Annotated in this window: 14 protein-coding genes; 5 read left to right on the top strand and 9 right to left on the bottom strand. The window is 66.0% G+C overall.

The genetic code is table 11. From position 1 onward, the window contains the following. The first annotated feature begins 211 nt into the window (after positions 1 to 211). The 5 genes from AC07PF_RS02875 to AC07PF_RS02855 all read left to right on the top strand — a co-directional run bounded on the left by AC07PF_RS02875 (position 212) and on the right by AC07PF_RS02855 (position 9,247). Positions 212 to 4,042, top strand: a complete 3,831-nt coding sequence (locus AC07PF_RS02875; RefSeq protein ID WP_494610831.1) for a glycosyltransferase — start codon at positions 212 to 214, stop codon at positions 4,040 to 4,042. 78 nt (positions 4,043 to 4,120) lie between these two features. After that, the gene (locus AC07PF_RS02870; RefSeq protein ID WP_494610830.1) at positions 4,121 to 5,905 is read left to right on the top strand and encodes a methyltransferase domain-containing protein; all 1,785 of its coding nucleotides are present in this window, start codon (positions 4,121 to 4,123) and stop codon (positions 5,903 to 5,905) included. 25 nt (positions 5,906 to 5,930) lie between these two features. Beyond that, complete coding sequence (locus AC07PF_RS02865) at positions 5,931 to 6,446, top strand: hypothetical protein (RefSeq protein ID WP_494610829.1); 516 nt, start codon at positions 5,931 to 5,933, stop codon at positions 6,444 to 6,446. Positions 6,447 to 6,828: 382 nt separating this feature from the next. Continuing rightward, positions 6,829 to 8,001: a hypothetical protein gene (locus AC07PF_RS02860; protein WP_494610828.1), complete on the top strand. Its 1,173-nt coding sequence runs from the start codon at positions 6,829 to 6,831 to the stop codon at positions 7,999 to 8,001. A gap of 100 nt (positions 8,002 to 8,101) precedes the next feature. Beyond that, positions 8,102 to 9,247 carry a hypothetical protein gene (locus tag AC07PF_RS02855; protein ID WP_494610827.1) on the top strand — a complete coding sequence of 382 codons (1,146 nt, stop codon included), beginning with the start codon at positions 8,102 to 8,104 and terminating at the stop codon, positions 9,245 to 9,247. Between the two features lie 154 nt (positions 9,248 to 9,401). Here the strand turns inward: AC07PF_RS02855 and AC07PF_RS02850 are convergent, their stop codons facing one another. From AC07PF_RS02850 to AC07PF_RS02810, 9 genes are all read right to left on the bottom strand, one after another. After that, complete coding sequence (locus tag AC07PF_RS02850; protein ID WP_494610826.1) at positions 9,402 to 10,064, bottom strand: hypothetical protein; 663 nt, start codon at positions 10,062 to 10,064, stop codon at positions 9,402 to 9,404. A gap of 452 nt (positions 10,065 to 10,516) precedes the next feature. Further along, entirely contained in the window at positions 10,517 to 11,653 is a 1,137-nt protein-coding gene (locus AC07PF_RS02845) for a glycosyltransferase (protein WP_494610825.1), read from the bottom strand. Beyond that, positions 11,644 to 12,828 (bottom strand): class I SAM-dependent methyltransferase, encoded by a 1,185-nt coding sequence (locus AC07PF_RS02840; RefSeq protein WP_494610824.1) that lies wholly within the window; start codon positions 12,826 to 12,828, stop codon positions 11,644 to 11,646. The genes AC07PF_RS02845 and AC07PF_RS02840 overlap by 10 nt, the downstream gene beginning before the upstream one ends. After that, entirely contained in the window at positions 12,825 to 13,568 is a 744-nt protein-coding gene (locus AC07PF_RS02835) for a hypothetical protein (protein WP_494610823.1), read from the bottom strand. Before AC07PF_RS02835 ends, AC07PF_RS02840 begins: the two co-directional genes overlap by 4 nt. Before the next feature lie 33 nt (positions 13,569 to 13,601). Further along, entirely contained in the window at positions 13,602 to 14,549 is a 948-nt protein-coding gene (locus tag AC07PF_RS02830; RefSeq protein ID WP_494610822.1) for a lysophospholipid acyltransferase family protein, read from the bottom strand. After that, positions 14,546 to 15,364, bottom strand: a complete 819-nt coding sequence (locus AC07PF_RS02825) for a class I SAM-dependent methyltransferase (protein ID WP_007851920.1) — start codon at positions 15,362 to 15,364, stop codon at positions 14,546 to 14,548. The genes AC07PF_RS02830 and AC07PF_RS02825 overlap by 4 nt, the downstream gene beginning before the upstream one ends. A gap of 120 nt (positions 15,365 to 15,484) precedes the next feature. Continuing rightward, a complete protein-coding gene (locus AC07PF_RS02820; RefSeq protein WP_494610821.1) occupies positions 15,485 to 16,480 on the bottom strand; it encodes a GNAT family protein in 996 nt (331 codons plus the stop codon). After that, positions 16,477 to 17,790 (bottom strand): ABC transporter ATP-binding protein, encoded by a 1,314-nt coding sequence (locus AC07PF_RS02815; RefSeq protein WP_494610820.1) that lies wholly within the window; start codon positions 17,788 to 17,790, stop codon positions 16,477 to 16,479. Before AC07PF_RS02815 ends, AC07PF_RS02820 begins: the two co-directional genes overlap by 4 nt. Next, positions 17,780 to 18,586 carry an ABC transporter permease gene (locus AC07PF_RS02810; RefSeq protein ID WP_007851915.1) on the bottom strand — a complete coding sequence of 269 codons (807 nt, stop codon included), beginning with the start codon at positions 18,584 to 18,586 and terminating at the stop codon, positions 17,780 to 17,782. Before AC07PF_RS02810 ends, AC07PF_RS02815 begins: the two co-directional genes overlap by 11 nt. Positions 18,587 to 18,653: the final 67 nt, after the last annotated feature.

Here is an 18,653-nt window from a genome sequence, read left to right as displayed (position 1 = left end):
GGCTGGCAAAAAATCCCACAGACCTGGTCTCAGCCCTGGCAACCGCCGCGGCCCTTCGGCAACGAAGGCTGCGCATTGTCGTGTGTGCGCCTTTTTTGCGGATGCACCCGGTTTCCACGCGCTCCAGACTGTCCCCACGTTCCTTTTCCTGATCTGAATGCACAACATGCACCCTAGCGAGGCTGAGATCATTCCTTACCACGCCTCCCCTGTGCCTCCTGCCCCAGGTGGCGTGCTCGTACTGGCGCCCCACCCAGACGACGAGGTGTTCGGATGCGGCGGTGCGATCGCCGGGCACTTGCAGGCCGGGCACTCCGTCCAGGTGATCCTGCTGACGGCGGGCGGCCACGGAGAGCAGGGCGAGGCCGGGCAAGGCTATGCCGAAACCCGCCTGTCCGAAAGCGCTGAGGCGGCCCGCGTGCTGGGCCTGCCGCCGCCCCAGTGCTGGGGCCTGCCGGACCGCGAGATCAGCTACGGCGAAGCCCTGGTGGGCCGCATCACCCAGGCGATCGCCGAAACCGGTGCCGACGCGGTGTACGCCCCTTCCCCTTGGGAGCTGCACCCCGACCACCGTGCAACCGCCCTGTGCGCCCTGGAGGCGGTGCGCCGCCTGGAAGGCGTGAGCCTGCACCTGTATGAAGTAAGTGCCCCCCTGCGGCCCAACCGGCTGCTGGACATCACGCCCGCGTGGTCGCTCAAGCAGCAGGCCATGCAGGTCTTTGCCAGCCAGGAGAAGAAGCTGCCCTATGCGAGCTTCATCTCCGCGCTCAACCGCTTCCGCGCGCTCACGCTGTTCCCGGCCGCGGAATATGCCGAGGCCTTCGAGAGCTACACCTCGGCCGATCTGCGCGCCGGGGGGCCGCTGCTGATCGAAGGCGAGAAGCAGCGCCTGCTGGGCCGCGGCGTGGCCGTGCTCCCGCAGGACATGCCGCTGGTATCGGTCATCGTGCGCACCATGGGCCGGCCCACGCTGGCCAAGGCGCTCGGTTCCGTGGCGCTGCAGACCTACCCGCACCTGGACATCGTGCTGGTGGATGCTGCCGGCGATGGCCTGCCCGGCACCCAGTGGGCCGAGGGACCGGTGCCCGTGAGCCTGGTTTCACAGGGCAAGAAGCTCAACCGGGCGCTGGCGGCCAATGCCGGCATGGCGGCGGCCAAGGGCGAATACCTCATCTTCCTGGACGACGACGACTGGTTCTACCCGGACCACATCGCCAAGCTGGTGCTGGCCGTACGCCAGAGCACCACGGTCAAGGCGGTGCACACGGCGGTGGAGTGCGTCGATGCGAAGAGCGAGCCGGTGGGCGAGATCTTCCAGTTCCCCTACGCCTCGGGCGAGTTGCGCTACGGCAACTTCATGCCCATCCACTCGGTGCTGTTCCATCGCAGCCTGGTGCAGGCCGGCGGCGCGGCCTTCGACGAGCGCTTCGATCTGTACGAGGACTGGGACTTCTGGCTGCAGGTGGAAAGCCGCACGCCGTTCGAGTTTGTACCCGGCGTCTCGGCGGCCTACCGCATCCATGCCGGGGCAGGCGAGGGTGTGCAGGCCGATCGCCAGCGCGCAGCCGATGCCACGGCGCAGCTCTATGCCAAGTGGCAGGTGCTGCAGTCGAAGCAGACCTTCGAGGAGCTGGTCACGCGCTCACTGTCGCGGCGCAGCGTGCTGTCGCAACTGGCCGAACGCGGCAAGGACGTGAAACGGCTGACGCAGGACCTGATGGACCAGCAGCAGCGCGCCATGGACGCCATGCAGGCAGCGGACAAGGCCCGCCAGGATGCGCACCACCTGGGCGAGGCGCATGACCTGGCCTGCGCCGCGCGCGACGTGGTGCAGCAGGAGCGCGATGCCACCATCGTGGAACTCCATGCCGTGGTGCGCGAGCGGGACCTGGCCCACCAGCATGGCGCGAACGTGCTGAGCCTGTACACCGATGCCCAGGCGCACATCGGCTCCCTGGAGGCTTCTGCCGCCGCCCTGGGGGCGGAGATCGCCCTGGCACGCAACCATGCGCACAACCTGCAGACCATGCTGGACGGCACGCAGCACCAGTTGCGCCTGGTGACGGGCTCGCGCTCCTGGAAGATCACCCGCCCGCTGCGCCTGGTGGTCCGGTTGCCGCGCTACGCCCGGAGCGTCGTGGCGGCCTATTCGGTGGCCCGCAGCCGGGGTGTGGGCCTGCCGCACCTGGTCAAGCGCACGGTGTCGGTCCTGCGCACCCAGGGTGTGCAGGGCGTGCGCCAGCGCCTGCGGCGCATGCTGCATGGCTCTGGCCATGGGTCGGAAGCGCTGGATACCGGAGCGCCGGTGCCGGACGCGGTGTCCGGTGCCGCACCACGCAGCTATGCCGACTGGGTGGCGAAATACGACACCATGGACCCGGTCAAGCTCTCGCGCCTGGTGGCCGAGGCGGCCGAGCTGCCGCGCAAGGCCCTGGTCTCCATCATCATGCCGGTCTACAACCCCGATCCGCAGGACGTGGGCCGCGCCATTGCCTCGGTGAAGAACCAGGTCTACCCGCACTGGGAGCTGTGTATCTGCGACGATGCATCGACCAAGGCAGGCACGCGCGCGCTGCTGGAGGCGGCGGCGGCCGAGGAGCCCCGCATCCGCCTGGCCTTCCACGAACAGAACCAGCATATCTCGGCGGCGACGAACACGGCCATCGCCCTGGCCAACGGCCAGTACATCGCCCTGCTCGACCACGACGACGAGCTCACGCCGCATGCGCTGCTGCGCGCCATGCAGGCCTTTGCGCGCAACCCGCAGGGCAAGGTGCTGTACTCCGACGAGGACAAGATCGACCAGACCGGTCGGCGCTTCGACCCTTACTTCAAGCCCGATTTCAACCTGGGCCTGCTGCGTTCGCACAACTACATGTGCCACTTCGCGGTCTACGACGCGAATTTCATGCGCGAACTCGGCGGCCCGCGCGTGGGCTTCGAAGGGGCGCAGGACTACGACCTGGCACTGCGCGCCATCGACAGCGTGGATGCCGCGGCTGTGCTCCATGTGCCGCAGATCCTGTACCACTGGCGCACGGCAACCGGCAGCACGGCCTCGGGCCACGGCAACAAGAGCTATGCCTTCGAGGCCGGCCGGCGCGCCCTGCAGGAGCACCTGCAGCGCCGCGGCCTGCAGGGCGAGGTGCTGGAGGCGCCCGAAGCGTCCGGCATGTACCGCGTGCGCTGGGGCATTGCGGCCAACCCGCCGCTGGTGAGCATCGTCATCCCGACCCGCAATGGCGAGAAGATCCTGCGCCAATGCCTGGACAGCCTGGTGCAGACCCGCTATCCCAATTACGAAATCATCGTGATGGACAACGGCAGCGACGAAGCCGCTTCGTTGCAGCTGCTGGCCGAGCGCACGGCGTCGGGACAGATCCGGGTGCTGCGCGACGACGGCCCGTTCAACTTCTCGGCCATCAACAACCGGGCGGTACACGAGGCCACGCGCGGCGAGTTCGTGCTGCTCATGAACAACGACATCGAGGCCACCCACCCCGAGTGGCTCGACGAGATGGTCGGCCCGGCCCTGGAGCCCGGCGTGGGCTGCGTGGGCGCCCGGCTGTGGTACCCCGATGGCCGTATCCAGCACGCGGGCGTGGTGCTGGTCTGCGGCGTGGCGGGGCATGCGCACAAGCTGCTGGCGCGGGGGCAGCACGGCTACATGGGCCGCGCCGTGCTGGCGCAGGACTTCGTGGCCGTGACGGCGGCCTGCCTGCTGCTGCGCAAGTCGATCTATGAAGAGGTGAGCGGCCTGGATGAAACCCTGGCCGTGGCATTCAACGACGTGGACTTCTGCCTGCGCGTGCGTGAAGCGGGCTACCGCAACCACTGGACACCGTATGCCGAGTTGATCCACCACGAGTCGGTCTCGCGTGGCTACGAGGACACGCCGGAGAAGCAAAAGCGGTTCAACTCGGAAGTGAAGATCCTGCAGACCCGCTGGCCCGCCCTGCTGGCCAACGACCCCTGTTACAACCCCAACCTGACCATCGACGCCGAAGACTTCTCGCTGGCCTGGCCTCCCCGGGTTGTCTGACGCGGCGCTCGTCGCCACCCTTTGCCACGTGACCGTTTCCTTCCTTGAATCCATCGTATGAGCCGACTTGATTCCCTGTTGCCGCTGCTTGCCTGCCCGCGTTGCGGCTCACGACTGAACCAGCATGAGAGCCGGATGGTGTGTGGTGGGTGCGGCACGGCCTACCCGCTGCGCAATGGGGTGCCCGTGCTGTTGCCGGAAACCATCGAGGAGGCGGGGACGGGCGAGGCATCGGTGGACGATCCGGTCTCGCGTCACCCTTACAGCCAGGAATCGCAGAGGATCATCGAGGACCACAAGGACGGGTGGGTGCTGGACCTGGGCGCGGGTGGCAAGCTGCAGCGCTGGGACAACGTGGTGCAGATCGACATCTTCCGCTACCCGATGACCGACGTGGTCGGCTCCGCGGACCGGTTGCCGTTCCGCGACAACAGCTTCAGCGCGGTGATCAGCCAGGCGGTGTTCGAGCACCTGCAGTATCCGCAGGCTGCGGTCGAGGAAATCCGCCGCGTGCTCAAGCCGGGCGGGGTGGTCAAGATCGACACCGCCTTCCTGCAACCCGAGCACGGCTATCCCCACCATTTCTACAACGCCACCGAGACTGGCCTGCGCGAGTGGTTCCGCGAGTTCGACTTGCGCTGGAGCGGGGTGGAGCCCCACCAGCATCCGCAGTGGTCGCTGAGCTGGTTCATGGGCGTGTACCTGGACCGCCTGCCGGCCGAGGCTGCGGCGCTGCTGCGTGCCACCCCATTGGGCGACGTCGTCGATGCCCTGCAGCGGGCGGGCACGGGTGCAGCCCAGCCGCAGGACGCCGCCATCATGGATGCGCTCGGCGCGCTGCCTGAACACCACCTGCGGACATTGGCGGCAGGGGTTTCGATTCGTGCGATCAACCCGCCCAAGACCTTGCCGTCGTCCGCATCCCCTGCGATGGAGGGCGTGTCCCCGGTCGTGGCCACGGATCTGGACCGCAAGCTGGCCGCCGCGCGCACGGACCTGGAGCGCCTGCGCTCGGAGCTGACCACGGTGCGCGAGCACCATCTGCTCGCCAACGACCAGTCGCGCTACATGGCGCAGTACTACCGCCTGATCGCCGATGCCGGCGAAGAGGCGCCCCTGAGTGCCGGGCGGCGGGCGCATGCCCTGTTCCATGCCAAGAACATGGTGCGCGCCGTGGTGCCGCCAGGCATGTGGCGGTTCATGCGCGATGGCTGGCGCTCATTGTCCGGTGCAGGCGCGGCGCAGAGCGCTCAGGCAGCCCCCGCCCGGGCGGTGGCTGCACCCTTCGTCTCGGCAGTGGTGCAGCCATTCGACGTGGCTGCGCTCACCGCCACCTTCTTTTCGCTGGTGCGCCAAACCTATTCGGGCTGGGAGTTGCTGTTGCTGGGCCACCCTGATCAGTCACCCGCGGTGCGCAGGGCCATGGAGGACTTTGCCCGGCTGGATTCACGGCTGACCATCGTCTCCCGGACGGATCCTGAGGGCTCGTACCCCTGGCGTGGCCAATACCGACTGGTGTTGCAGGAGGGAACCACGCTCGCCTTCAATGCCCTGCAGGAGATGTTCACACTCGCCAAGATGCGTCCTGGCACAGAGGCCATCATGGCAGACTACGATGCCGTCCTGGGGTGCGATGACATGATGCCTCCCATGCACTGCCTGAGCACGCCGGTTCCGCAGACCGACAGCTCGTTCGCGGTCTCGGCTCCGTTCGTTTTGCTGGCGGCAGAGGCGTTGCGCGGAAATGGTGCGGACCGCACCATCAATGTGAACTATCAGCAGGTCGCCCATATCCCATTGGTGCTCTTTCACGCGCTGCAGGAGCCTGTATCCCCCACGAGTCGCCTACCGGCAACTCATTGAACTTCCACACTATCTTGAGACACGCATGAAGAATTTTGCACAAAAGATCACGCTTGCCGCTGCCATGGTTGCGGTGTTGCCATGGCTGGCCGGTTGCGCTACCTCGCAGCCGGCAGGCAGCGCGACAGCCGCGCCGAGTACGGCCTCGACCCCGTCCAAGCCGCTGAACGTCGTTTTCGAGTCTGCGGCTCTGGAGTCGAAGCTGGCGCAGATGGGCGTGCTTACCAATTTCAAGCGCTATTGGCAAGCCCATTTGGACCGCAACTGGGGCCTGCGCTACGAGCTGGAGCATGGGATCGACCCCGGCCGGACGGATGCAAAGTTCTATGCGGACTACCACGCAAAGGCCTGGACCCTGAAATCCTTCAAGGTGCATGATGTGACCCTGGATGGCAAGCATGTCATCCTCGACGTGGAAAGGGCCTTGGCCGATCCGACCGGCAAGAAGGCCGACGTCACTGTCCGCGACTCCGATATCTGGCTGGAGGTGGACGGGCAGTGGAAGCACGTCAACCTCGACGCGGTCCTGAAGTCGCGTTGATGATGAGGGGCCGTGGCACGGATCGCCTGCAAGGCCGGGCAGAACGCCTGTCGGGCTGGCAGGGTGGTCGTGCCGCCGGCCCGCTGTGCCGCGAGGGGGCAGGCCGCAGGCTTGCCGTGTCGGGCACCGGAAAAGGACAACGGGCGCTTGTTGCAGAGGTGCAACATCCATCGCCCTAGTTGTGACACCAAACACATTTTATCTACGCCCCCCTGCGCAAACCGGGGGGCGATTGTGTAGGATGCGAATCAACAGTCCATAGAGTCCGCTTGTCTAGATTGTGTACGCGGGGCGGATTGTTGAAGTATCTGGTGTAAACTTGTAAAGCTATGAGTGTGGGCTTGCTCAGGTGCTTTTTTTAATTTTTATGGAGAAATCTGTGATGAAGAAGAAACTTCTTGCTGTAGCAATGGGCGCCATGCTCGCTGCTGGTGCTGCAAACGCTGTGACCGTGAATCACGCTGGTTTGGGTGATTTGCTGGTCGCTCCCTCGTATTTCATCGGTGGGGGATGGCAAAGTGAGTTGAAGGTTATCAACACGAGCCTGACGCAGTCCGTGGTTGCCAAGGTCGTGATTCACGACAACGAGCGCTCCGAAGAACGTCTTGACTTCTTGATCTACCTGTCGCCTGGCGACGTGTGGGTCGGTACCCTGGCCAGCCAAGCTGCCGGTGCCAATGGCCAAACGACCCGCTCGGTCGTGACGTCCAGCGACGATTCGATCCTGCTGCCTAACTCCAACAGCTTCGCGTCCGCTGCTACCCCAGCAGTGATCGTGAGCGGTGCTGGCGAAGGCCGTTCGCCTCTGACCAACATTGGTTACATCACGATCATCGAATCGCAAGCATTCGACATCGCTCCTAACGCTCCTGGCGTGTCCAAGGCTGCTATCAAGGCTGCATTCGACGCTGCTCCAGCTGTGGTTGCCGACACCAACACGCCTAACGTGCTGGCCGGTTTCCTGTCGATCTCCAACCCGCTGAACGGCCAAAACGCTTCGCTGCCTACCCTGGCACTGGCTGACTACAACAACCGCATCAAGCAAAACATCGGTGTTGACTCCAGCCTGGGCGCTCCACGCTCGCAAGCTACGGTTGCTGACATCGAAGACGCACTGTGGAAGACCTCGTTCGTCGTTCCTTACGTGGTCGGCGGCACGCAATCTTCGCTGGTGTCCTTCACGTTCCCCACGAAGCTGACGTACCGTAACGTCATCAGCGGTCAGTACCCCTTCCCAACGAAGGTTGCTATCACGGCTGACGTGTTCGACTACAGCGAAAACCGCATCCAAGGTCCAGCGTTCAACATCTCGCCTCTGCCAGCCGCATCGGTCACCAGCGTGTTCGAACACGACTGGCTGGCTTTCGGCAGCCAGATCAGCGTGGGTTCGTTCACCGCTGGCTGGGCTAACGTCCGCTACGCCAACCCAACGGTTTCCGTTGGCCAAACCTCGGCTCCTTCTGTGAACCTGGGCAAGTCCGGCGGTCCTGGCATCGTTACCTACATCAACACGATTGGCCCAGAAGTCACGTGGCACTACGCTCCTTCTAACTAAGAAGTTGCGACTTTAGTAAAAAGGCCGCCGGCGAGAGCTCGCGGCCTTTTTTTTTTGGGTGGATGCAATGCGGTATCTAATTGTTATTTTTTTGGCTGCGATGGGCACGTTCGCCCAGGCCGCGAATTTTGTGTCGATGCACCAGTCTTCGCACAAGATCGCCCTGCCTCCGGCGCCCGGCACTTTCAACTACACCTTTGACAACAAGGTCGGTTTCAAGGCGCAGTACGATCCTACGGGTGTGACAGGCTGTGCAATCGGCTTTGGCACCGGCGGCTGCGCCTTCCCCGGTGGTGGTTCCCTTTCCCTTCCCGAGTTCACTGGCTTCCAGATGCAAAGCCAGGAGTTCAAGGTCTATATTCCCGCAGGCTCCCGTTCGTTCCTGTTCTCGGGCTATGCTGCCCAAGGCACCCAGTCGGCCTTCGTGCTGCGCTACGGCAAGGAGCCGACTCGCGTCGCACCCCTGAGCGCTGGCGAGTACTCGGTTGCCCAAGTCAACGAGCGCATCGACACCTCGTTTGCGCGCCTGATCAATGAAGATGTCGACCACTTCGTCGTGCACGATGGTGGCGGTACCCTGCGTTTTGTGGGCGGCCAGCTCGATGCCAACCGCAGCAGCACCGACCAGGGCAAGTGGCTCTACGTGCGCCAGCTGAGCGGCGCCGCGCTCTACGACTACCAGGGCGCCATCGACGTGGACATGCCCAAGTACGCGGCTGGTTACGCCAAGATATCCTGGACCACCAGCCCGTTCCCGGATCCCGTGGATGCTGCATCGCCGACGACGCCTACGACTCCGACGACGCCGACCACCCCTACGACTCCGACGACACCGACCACTCCTACGACTCCGACGACTCCCGCCCCTACGGCCGGTACGGTCACAACCACCATGACGTCGGCGGCCGGTCAGCCTCTCAAGCTGGACGTCACCTTGGAGCAGACAAGTACCGCGGTGGCCACCAGTGAGAAGACCAGTGTCTGGATTGCAGCGCGCATTCCTGCCAATGGCCTCTTCTTCACGACGGACGTCTGGTTCTTCCGCAAGGCCGACTCGTGGGCCCAACTGGTCTTGCCGAATCCCGAGACGGTTGCGTACTCCAGCCAGATCCCCTCAGCAACCAGCCTCAAATTTTCGCCTTCGTTCGACCTGACGAGTGATGACCTGCGTGCATTCAACGTCGAAATCTATTTCGGCTACAAGAACAGCAACGGTTCCTTCATCAGCAAAGGAAAGATCTGGTAAAGGCGCAGCCTTTCGAAGACAAAAAAAGGGCCCTTCGGGGCCTTTTTCTTTGGGGAGCGCAACTGACGGAAGGGTCAGGTCGCCCAGGCAGACCAAGGTTATGTAGTGCCGCAGGCCCCGCACAGCCCCTTGAGAGCAGCGCGCGGCCTGGGTTTCATGGCTTTACGGTGGGAACCTGGAAGGGGTTGGCGCCCTGGTTCTGCTGCATGTTGGCATTGTTGCGCGCTGCATTCAGTGCCTCGGAGAGGCTGTTGAACACCGTGTTGGCCGCGTTCGGTGAGTTGGCAGCCGGCGCGGGGGCCGGGGCTGCTGCTGCCTGCTGCTGGGCCACCTGGGCGGTGCCCGTGCCCGGAGGAGAGGTAGGTGCAGCGGCAGCCGCCTGGGCGGCTGCCGGATCTCCGGCGGGTGCCTGCACCACGGGCGTGGCGCCTTGAACGGGCGATGGGCTCTGGGCCACAGGGGCGGGCGCCCCGGGGCCGGTCGCCCTGTCCATCTTCTTGGTGAAATAGATGCTCTGCTGCCCCCCGGGCGCCGACAGCACCACATGGGTGGGGTGAACCTGGCTCAGGGTGAACTCGCCCAGTGCCTGCCCTTCACGGAAGGTCGAGAAAGGACGCCCCTCCGTGGCGGCGCTGGCGAAGCGTGGCCCCAGGCGCACATTGGCCATCTTGACGCTGCCTGCAATCACCACGCCGTACAACTGCAGATCCTGGTCGGTGACCACGGCAGGTGGCGGTGGCGGTGGTGGTGGCGGCACGGGCGGCACGCGGTCCGGCCATGCCTTGCGCTGGGCATCGAAAGGGTTGGCTGCGCCCATGTAGGTGGGAGCGGGATTTGCAGCTACCGGCGCCGCAACGGCCGGCGCAGTGGCAGCTGGGACCGCTGCCGCAGGCGCTGGGCGCACCGGCACCCCGGGGGCTGTGCCCTGTGGAGCCTGCGCCCATGCCTGCCCGCTGAGGGCGATGCCTGCTGCGGCCATCGCCAGCGCCAAGGTGCATGGCGATGGCTGGCCCGCGGGGGCAGAAAGGAAACCAAGAGTAGGCATGTACTCACTCCCAAGAAATCGAAATGCCAGGCGGGCCCGGCGAAAAACAAGTGATGCTGCAGCGACCCGCCCGGCAGGGCGGATGGCGCAGGGAAGTGTTGCGCAATGACAAGGCGCAGGACCGCATTGCTGCATGTCCTCCTTGTCCGTGGGCTGGATTTTCGCAGAGTGGCGGGTGGCCTCGGCGCTACAGGATGTGTCGTCCTGCGGCGAGCGTGTGCCACTCAGGCCGATGGGTGCGCTCCTGCCTCCTGGGGTGGGCCGTAGGGCGGATGGAACCTGGCCAGCACTTCGCTCCTCCCTGCGTTGCGCTCCTGGCAGCTGCTGCGCAAGCGCGCAAATACCGCGCTTTCTCCGAAATGCGCCAACGTCTGGTAGGAGGCGAATGCCCGTGCTCCAGTTCCCAGGTGCCCAACGCCGATCTGCCGCAAGGGATCGGGGCTCAACTCCAGCACCCAGCCCTGCTGGAGCGCTGTGGGTACCTCAAGCTCGATGCCGTCGGCTGTTCGCTGGCCCGGCTGCTCCAGGTCCCCCAGCGGACCGGGCGGCACGTGCTGCAACTGGTGGGCTTTGTGAAGCCAGCGATCCCCTGCATAGTGCTTGCCGAAATAGATGGCGGCCCCAGCTTCCATCATGCCCTGCTTGTGGGGTGCATTGCGCCAGGCATGCACCGCCTGCGCTTCGGGGGCCATGGCCATGCCCCAGCCCTGGCGGCGCAAGCGCAGACACAGGTCGGAGTCCTCGAAGTACATGAAGAAACGTGGGTCGAAGAGGTCGCCCCCCGCGTCCAGAACACGGCGGTGCACCATGACCGCGCCGCCCGACAACGCCCGCTGGCGCAATGGAGCATGCCGGGCCTGCCAGGCGCGCAAGGCCTCGGCCCCCGTGGCGTGGCGGACCCGGTCCCGGATGGCGGGTTCCCTGCGGGCACGCTCCGTGGCCCAGGCACGCACGGCGGTAGGCAACCAACTGGGCGGCAGGCGCCATTGCAGGGCTGCATCCAGGAACTGCCGCGGTGCGACCGCTCCCAGGCTGGCGTCACGGGCGAGAACATCTACCAGTGCCGCAGTGCATCCCCTGACCAGGCGCACATCGGGGTTCACCAGGAAAAAGCAGTCGGCGGACGAGGCCTGCACGGCCAGGTTGCAGCCGCGGCCAAACCCGATGTTGCCGTCAGCGCGGTGGGAGTGCAAGGACGGCGGCAGCAGCGACTGCAGCAAGGCCCACTCCCTGTCGTCATCGCTGTTGTCGACCACGCGCACCTCGATGCCGGGCGCATCGGCCAGCACGGACTCCACGGCCGCCACAATTTCGGCGGCATCTCGGTAGTTCACCAGAATGGCGCAGCAGCTCAGGCCCATGGACCCTCCTGGAGGGGCGTGGCGCGCACCAGGAAGGCATAGGTATTCCAGCTTTCTGGATCCGCCTTCAAACGCGGGCTCTGGGCCCAGTGGCGGGCCCAGTCCTCGGGGGCTGGCACCTGCACGCGCTCCAGGTGCTCTACCTGGAAGCCTGCAGTCGCCAGCAAATCCTGCAGGGTCTTCCAGGTGAAGAAGCGCACATGGGTCACGCAGTGGATGCCCAGCGGGCAGTAGTCCCAGCGCCCTTCGATCAGGTCGGCCACCACGCCCCAGTGGCCCACATTGGGAATGGAGATGAGGACGGATCCACCCGGCGCCAGCAGGCCCCGGGCACGGGCCAGCCAGGCCTGTGGGTCATTGGCATGCTCCAGCACATCCAGAAAGCTGATGCAGTCGAATGCGCCGTCGCCCTGGTTCGGCAAGCCGGCAAACGGCTGGCTGAGAAAATCACCCTGCCAGACATGGTCTACCTGGGTGCGCGCGGTGCGGCAGGCCTCTTCCGAATATTCGGCCAGGTGGGTCTCGCAGCCGCGCAGCTCCTTGATCGCCTGCAGGAAGCCCCCCTCTCCGCCACCCACGTCCAGCACGCGGGCCACGCCGGCAGGCAGCAGGGGCAGCATGTCTTCGCGCCGTGCCTGGTGGTAGCTGGCGAAGTCGTGCACGAAAGCCCCGGGCACCCATTGGGCCTGGCTGCGCACGGTGCCGGCACGCACGGCGGCCACGGTGGTCAGCGTCACCAGTGGTACATGCTGGCCACTGTCTGCAAGCAGTGGGAGCTCGCTGGTCCCCAGTTGCCCCAGGTAGCGCTCCATGCCACGCACGGTGCAGTAGTCGGGGCCCAGGGCGGGCGGAAAGCCCGGGTCGAATGCGTGTACGGCCGTGGGCGTACCCTGCGCACCGTCAAGCGCACGGCCCAGCCGGTCCAGCACGTCGGGGCCCACCATGACATGGCCATGGCGCAGCAGCAGCACGCGGGCATTTTCTTCCAGCGGTGCGGCGGCCGATGCCCGCTCCAGCGCCTGGCTCCACGCCTGCGGACTTGCCGGCTCGGGCATCTCCTGCCACACCGTGGGCGCGGGCAACATGCGGTGCAACTGGTCCCAGCCGTAGCGGAATTCTTCCGACGACAACGGGCTCGATGCGGTGGAGACGATGACCAGTGCGATGGGTGTCATGGCGTGTCCTGGTCCAGGGGCTGTGCATCGGCCGCGAGCATCGACTGCGCCAGGGCGCGCACGTCACCACGTTGGTGGATGGCCACGCAGGTGGTTGTGAGGGGGAATTGCTGTTCCCATTTGGCCTCGAACGCCGCTCCGCTGCGCGCGATGCGCTGCGCCGTGGGGCGGGGCAGGGGCGGGTGCTGCGGGGTGTTGGACCAGTGTTCGCAAAACGCATCCACGGCGGCGGCCTGCAGGCCCGCCGCCTGGGCCTGCAGCACCAGGTCGGTGGCGTAGAAATCCCAACCCAGCGCCGGGTCCATGCGCAGGCCGCTGTCGCTGCGCACGGCCACCAGCAGTTCGTCCAGGCTGTCCACCAGGCAGGGCAGGGGGGCCGCGCCGCGCAGCACCTGGCCGCGGTCCAGCACGTGGCCTGCGTGAACGGCGGTTTCTCCTGCACCCACCACGCCGTAGGTTCCGACGACGGACAGGCGCCCCAGCTGCTGCTCTGCCTGTGCGATGGCCTGGGCGAACAAGCTGTCCCAGCCCCCGGGCAGCACCACATCCTGGTGCACCCACACCACCCACTCCTGTGTGGGCCGGGAGTCCATCACGGCGTTGAACGCCTGGGCTGCGGACGGGGCGTTCCAGCGCAGCACCAGCGGCTGCCGGCCGGCCGCCATGCAGGGGGACGCCAACAAGCGCTCGCGCACGATGTCGAAGCTGCTCACGGCACTGACAAACAGAAAATCAGACACGGTCAACAATCCTTGGAGCGGCACCAGCCGCCATCATGCGCCCGTGGCCTCGGCGGCCACGTAGGTGCGGTACAGGTCGGCCGCCCACCATTGCCAGGGATGGGCCAGCAGATGGCGTTCGAGTGCCGAGTAGGCCTGCTGCAAGCCGCCATTTTCGAGGGTGACGGGTTCGGTGACCTCCACTGTGAAGTGCCCGCCCGGCCCCTCCTGGCAGGTGTAGAGCGCCAGCGGCGCATGGCCCGCCCGGGCCAGAAATTGCGGGCCCGACGCCATCCGGCGCTGTGCGCCCAGAAAGTCCACGGGCTGCGACCGGTCCTGCGAGGTGGAGGGGCCATCGCAGGCGATGACCACGATCTCTCCGCGGCGCAGCGCGCTCACGAAGAAGCGCATGCTGTCCTCGAAGTGCGTCACCCGCCCGGGGGCCAGCAGCCGGTTCAGTGCCACCGCCTTGGTGGCAAAGTGCTGGCTGATGGCGGGCGGCACCATGGCATCGTCCGTGAGCTTGGTGGACATGAGGTTGACCGTGAGGCCGGCTTCGGCAAGTGCCGCCAGGCCCACGTAGAGGCTGTCGAAATGCGCCGTCATGAGCACCACGCCTTGCTGGCTGTCGCGCGCCTTGAGCAGCGCTTCCAGCCCGATGATCCTGGCCTGGATGTTCTTGCGGTCCAGATGGCTCAGCCTGGCGGCTTCGACCTCCTCGCGCGACATGCATACGAAGCGCCGCAGCGTCAGCCGGCGCGGCAGCGTGCCTTCTTGGGCCTGGAGGCGCAATTGCGCCATGGCGTGCTGCGTGGCCTCGCGCACATAGCCGTGGCCCAGCGACAAGGTGCGCCAGTCCCAGTCCATCGCATAGTTGATGCAGCCGCGCAGTATCCACAGCGGGCGGGCAAGCCACCGCGGCAGCCGCGCCAGCAGAGGCAGCACCAGGCCGTAGTCCAGCCGCGCCACGCCCCGCGACAGCCAGCGCGGAAACTGCTTCAACGGCTTGGTGCCGGGGCTTCCGGCTTCTTCAACACGAAGATGTGGTATCCCATGTCACCGTCCTGGGCGAGTTCACGGTAGTTGTTCAGCACCAGGGACCAGTACTTGGAGATGCGGCTGCGGTTGCCGGGCTGGCCGGCATTGAATTCATGCACGTGGTGGTACAGCGGGCCATACACCTGCGGCCCGATGTCTTCGGTCGACACCAGTTCGAAGCCGGCATCGCGGATGAGCGCGTGGTAGGTCTCCGCGCTCTCGTAGTAGTTGCCCTGGCGAAAGCGCACACCTTCCACGCGCGAGCAGGTGATGTCGGCCACCACGGCGTAGCCCCCCGGCCGCAAGGTGCGGAAGATCTCACCGAAGAACGAAGGCTTGTCGTCGTAGTGGAACGAGGACTCGATGCACAGCCCAAAGTCGAACGCGTTGTCCTGCAGCGGCAAGGCCATGGAATTGCCCTGCTGCGCCTGGAAGCGGTCCAGCACCCCATGGGCCTTGGCATTGGCCTGCGCAAGGGCCAGTTGGCCTTCGGCGATGTCCACACCCGTCATGCGCGCGTTCGGCAACTGTTTGAGCACGTTGATGCTGATGCCGCCGATGCCGCAGCCCACTTCTACCCCCTGGGCACCGTCCTTGGGAATGGAGGCGATGATGCGGTGCACCAGCGACTGCTGTGCCTCGTACAGGTGGTTCACGCCATCCGACCAATAGCCGAAGTTGAGCATCACGGTGGGCGCTGCGGCGGCCTTGCTGCCCAGAGCGATCCAGTAATCGCGGTTCTGTGCGTAAAAATCTGAAACTTCGTGTGCGCTGTTCATAAAATTCGGTAAAAAGGATTGGCACGGGCCCACTGCAGGGGGCTCTTGTCCATCATCGTGGAAATCAGCGCAGGGGCCAACAGAGGGCCGATCGCTGCGCGCAGGCCTCAAGGGCCAAGCTTAGCGAAAATCCGTATCCCCTCCGGTAAGCCACCAGGGGCGTTGGAGCAGATCGCCGGTGATCGCAGGGTCGCGGGCTACCGTCACGCAGTTGGTGCATGCCAGTTGCGAACTGGCGTCCGCCAGTGCCGGCATGGCGCCCAGTCGCGCCGCCAGCGGTGCACTGAACCACCCGGTGAGCGCCGTTGCGCCGGCAGAGGCCGCCAGGGCGCGGGCAGCCACCAGCACGGTTGCGGTGTGGTGCAAGGGTGCCAGCCAGTCCACGATTTCCCAGGTGCCAGGGCCCGGTCGCAGGACCACCGCGCCCAGGATGCGCCGAGTGAGCCGGTGGCGCACCCACCAGGCCTGGTAAGGCCCATCGGGGTGGCGGGCGAAACGGTGGCGCCACCAGTTGGCGTCGCGCCGGGGCAAGACAAAGCCTTGCGCGTCGCTGCGCAATGCCTGCCAGAGCGTGTCCAGCCGGCCTTGCGTGTGCGGGTCGGTCCAGTCCAGCGGCGCTGTTGCCCACAGGCGAAGCTTGCCGCCGTTGTGGCCGGCTGGCGGGCTGGGCCACGCGAGGGCAAGGACCTCACCCAGCGTTTCATAAAGACCCAGTGCCTTGCCGAGCCGGGCGGCGCGCTCGTTCGGGAAGCCGAAGCCAATGGCAAAGCGGGTCTGCGCGCCGATGTGCTGCTGCAAGAACGATTGGGCCGCCGTGGCAAAGGCGCCGTTGCGCGACAGCACACCCCGCGCCTGCTCCATCACCATCACGTCGCCCAGTTGCACCGCGGCGCGTTCCCTGCCGTCCCACAGCAGCGTGCGGGCCGTGCCGCCGTAGTGTGCGATCAGCTTGCCTTCGTGGTCGCGCGTGCCGGTGGCCTGGCCCCGGCCGTCCGCGTACTTCCATTGCCACAGGGCATCGCTCATGCTGGAGCCGAACACCTGGGCAAACAGGGCGCGCACCTCGGGTGATTCGGCGGGGCCCAGGTTGACTGCGTACCAGGATCTTGCGTTCATGCCGCCACCTTGGCCTTCCACTGGCGGGGCAGGCTCACCAGGCCCTGCTCCAGCCCGGTCTGCACCACGCGCAGCGTGATGGCGCGCTCCACGATCTCATACGGGTGCAGGCCACGCTCGCACGCCAGGATCACCGAGATGGTGTAGTCGCCCTGCAGCAATGGCAGCTTTGGCAGTGTCAGGGTGCCGATGCCAGAGCCAACGGCGTCCCGGGACAGCTCCACGCCGTCGTTGGCGCTGCCGGCGCTGGCCACCACCGTGCCATTGGCATGGGCAATGCCGATGGCCACCGACGGGCAGGGCAGGGCCGGGTCGCTGTCGAACTGCACGCGCAACTCCAGCGTCGTGCGGCCGGAGTGGATGGCCAGCTCGCGCCCGGCCACGCCGTCGGCCAGTGCCTGGATATCGGTGATCACGGCCGTGCCGTCGGGCGCCTTGCGCACCTTGGCGCCGTGGGCCAGGGAGTCGGCCTCGAAGCTGTCTGCCATCGCATTCGTGGCGGCATCCGCATGGGCTGGTCTGGCGTCGCCCTCTCTGAGGGGGGCGTCCTCCATCACCAGCGAGGTCTCGTAGGCTGCAGTCACCTTGGGTGCTTCGTCCCACATGCGCATGCGCCCGCCCTCGAGCCAGAGCGCGCGCGAGCACAGGGCCTGCACGTGGTACATGGAGTGGGAGCAGAACAGAATGGTCGCACCCCGGTCCTTCATGTCCATGATGCGGTCGAAGGACTTGCGCGCAAAGGCGCCATCGCCGACCGAGAGCGCCTCGTCGATCACCAGGATGTCCGGGTCCACGCTGGTGGCCACGGCAAATGCCAGGCGCACGAACATGCCGCTGGAATAGGTCTTGACCGGCTGGTGGATGAATTGGCCGATGTCGGCAAACGCCAGGATGCTGTCCAGTCGCTCGTCCACCTGGGCCCGGCCCATGCCCAGGATGGCGGCGTTCATGTACACATTCTCGAGCCCGCTGAAATCGGGGCTGAAACCGGCGCCCAGCTCCAGCAGCGCGGCCACGCGCCCGCGCACTGCCAACGTGCCGTGTGTGGGGGTGAGCGTGCCGCACACCATCTGCAGCAGCGTGGACTTGCCGGCGCCGTTGCGGCCCACCAGACCCACCACTTCGCCGCGGCGGATGTCGAAGCTCACATCCTGCAGTGCCCAGAAATCCCGGCTGTACTGCTTGTAACGGCCCCAAAGAAGCTGCTTGAGGCGGTCGCTGGGCTGTGAGAACAGTGAAAACCGCTTGCCCACGCCGCGGGCTTCGATGGCCAGGGTCTGGAGGGTGTCTGCAGGGCTATCAAACGACATCGGAAAACCCCGTGCGAACCTTGTGGAAGAAGGCTGCGCCTGCCGCTGCCACGGCAGTGCAGGCGGCCAACAACACGGCCAGGGCCTGCCAGTCGGGCCAACGGCCATTGAGCAGCACCTCGCGCGTGCCCGTCATCACCCAGGCCAGCGGGTTGAGCAGCAGCCAGGGGCGCACCGCCTCGGGCAGGGCCTCCACCGGAAAGAAGATCGGACTCAGGAACATCAATGCAGCGACCACCATGCCCAGCAGCTGCGCCACGTCGCGTACATAAGTGCCCACTCCGGCCAGGAACCAACCCAGGCCGAGCACCAGCGGCAGCAGCGGCAGCCAGACCAGGGGCAGTGCCAGGGCGGTGATGGTCAGTCCATGGCCGCTCAACACCGCCATGCCCACCAGCAGCAGCGCCGATACCGCCAAACCCACGCAGGCGCTGGCCGCGTTCACCCAGGGCATGATCTCCAGCGGAAAGACGACCTTCTTGACCAGGTGGGGTTGCTCCAGCACCAGGTTGGGCGAGCGGTTCACGCACTCCGCGAAGAAGCCGAACACGGCCAGGCCCGCATAGATGCGCAGCGCAAAGGCCAGATTTCCTTCGTCTACGCCACCATGCCAGCGCACACGCATGACGTGGCGGAACACCAGCGTGTAGACCCCCAGCATCAGCAACGGCGTGAGCACCACCCACACCATGCCCAGCCACGACTGCCGGTAGCGAGCATGCACTTCGCGGCGCGCCAGTTGCAGCACCAGGGACAGATGGCGCCAGGGCCACAGATAAGACAGAAGGAATCTCAAGGCAATAACCGTAAAACGAGAGAGAGCGCCAGCGGCGATCCGGTAGAGGCGCCCATGGCAGGAGGTG

Source organism: Acidovorax sp. GW821-FHT10A04 (assembly GCF_059415825.1).
This window is presented reverse-complemented; position numbering and strand designations above follow the sequence as displayed.

Coding starts and splice junctions, on each gene's coding strand:
- AC07PF_RS02865 (WP_494610829.1), top strand. CDS start 5,931: ATGAAGAATTTTGCACAAAAGATCACGCTTGCCGCTGCCATGGTTGCG.
- AC07PF_RS02860 (WP_494610828.1), top strand. CDS start 6,829: ATGAAGAAGAAACTTCTTGCTGTAGCAATGGGCGCCATGCTCGCTGCT.
- AC07PF_RS02855 (WP_494610827.1), top strand. CDS start 8,102: ATGGGCACGTTCGCCCAGGCCGCGAATTTTGTGTCGATGCACCAGTCT.
- AC07PF_RS02850 (WP_494610826.1), bottom strand. CDS start 10,064: ATGGGCGCAGCCAACCCTTTCGATGCCCAGCGCAAGGCATGGCCGGAC.
- AC07PF_RS02845 (WP_494610825.1), bottom strand. CDS start 11,653: ATGGGCCTGAGCTGCTGCGCCATTCTGGTGAACTACCGAGATGCCGCC.
- AC07PF_RS02840 (WP_494610824.1), bottom strand. CDS start 12,828: ATGACACCCATCGCACTGGTCATCGTCTCCACCGCATCGAGCCCGTTG.
- AC07PF_RS02825 (WP_007851920.1), bottom strand. CDS start 15,364: ATGAACAGCGCACACGAAGTTTCAGATTTTTACGCACAGAACCGCGAT.
- AC07PF_RS02820 (WP_494610821.1), bottom strand. CDS start 16,480: ATGAACGCAAGATCCTGGTACGCAGTCAACCTGGGCCCCGCCGAATCA.
- AC07PF_RS02815 (WP_494610820.1), bottom strand. CDS start 17,790: ATGTCGTTTGATAGCCCTGCAGACACCCTCCAGACCCTGGCCATCGAA.